At 56.3% G+C, this 1,263-nt stretch carries 1 protein-coding gene; it reads left to right on the top strand.

Annotation, left to right across the window (positions count from 1 at the left end; genetic code table 11):
* The first annotated feature begins 65 nt into the window (after nucleotides 1-65).
* Nucleotides 66-1,201, top strand: a protein-coding gene (locus NY78_RS21655) for an IS3 family transposase (RefSeq protein WP_442855225.1) whose coding sequence is annotated in 2 segments (ribosomal slippage) — nucleotides 66-335 and nucleotides 338-1,201 — 1,134 coding nt in all. Because the reading frame shifts where the segments join, the coding sequence is not laid out codon by codon here.
* Nucleotides 1,202-1,263: the final 62 nt, after the last annotated feature.

Below are 1,263 nucleotides of genomic sequence, written 5' to 3'. Positions count from 1 at the left end.
GAGGTGGTCGCGGAAAATTGGACAGTCGGTTAAGCTATAGTCCTCAAGCGAGGAGGACGGTTTCGATGTCCAAGCGACGGAAGTTTTCTGCGGAGTTCAAGGCCAAGGTGGCGTTGGAGGCTCTAACCGGCGAGTTGACCTTGACTGAGTTGGCCAGCAAGTACGACGTGCATCCGACGATGATTGCCGGCTGGAAGCGCCAGGCCAAGGAAGGGATGGTGGCATCCTTTTCCGGGAAGGCGGCTTCCGTGAAAAAGGACTCCGAGGCCGAGATCCGCGAGTTGCACGCCAAGATCGGCCAACTCACCGTGGAGAAGGATTTTTTAGAACGAGCCTTCGCCAAACGATGAGTCGGCAGCGAAGGCAGGGGATGGTCGAAACGGATCATCCACGACTCAGTATTACCCGGCAGTGCCAGGTACTTGGGCTGGCCAGATCGACTTGGTACCATCGCCCTCAGGGCGAGAAGGCCGTGAATCTCGACCTGATGCGGCTCATTGACACGCAGTTCTTGGAAACGCCGTTCTATGGCTCACGGCAGATGCAGCGGCACTTGAAAAATCAGGGCGTCGTGGTGGGACGTACTCGCGTGCGGCGGTTGATGCGTAAAATGGGGTTGATGGCCATTTACCAAAAACCCAGGACCAGCGTTCCACATCCCGAGCACAGGATATATCCGTATCTCTTGCGTGGGCTGCGGATTGACTACCCGGATCAGGTGTGGTGCGCTGACATCACTTATGTGCCCATGAAACGTGGATTTTTGTATCTGGTGGCAATCATGGACTGGCACAGTCGAGCCGTGCTGTCCTGGCGACTGTCCAACACCATGGATGCTACTTTTTGCGTTGCCGCTCTGGAAGAGGCCATGAATCAATATGGAGTGCCTGGAATATTCAACACGGATCAAGGATCGCAGTTCACCGGTCTGGAGTTCACCCAGACGCTCAAGGAGGCCGGCGCATCCATCTCCATGGATGGCAAGGGCCGATGGATGGACAACGTCTTCATCGAACGCCTGTGGCGATCGGTGAAATGGGAATGCATCTACCTCCGAGAGTTGGAGACCGGCAGCCAAGCCCGGGAAGCGCTTGACGACTGGTTCAGATTTTACAATGAGCAACGGCCCCATACCGCTTTTGACGGACGGCGGCCCATGGAAGTATACCGGGATGGCCAAAGGGCACCCAAGGCGGCATGACCACCAACCGGACTATAGCTTAACTTCGCCGCCAACCTGTCCAAACAAACGAGACCAGCTCA

The sequence above is a fragment of the Desulfovibrio sp. TomC genome (assembly GCF_000801335.2).
GTDB lineage: Bacteria > Desulfobacterota > Desulfovibrionia > Desulfovibrionales > Desulfovibrionaceae > Solidesulfovibrio.
Note: the sequence above shows the minus strand (reverse complement) of the source record. Positions and strands in the feature narration are given on the sequence as shown.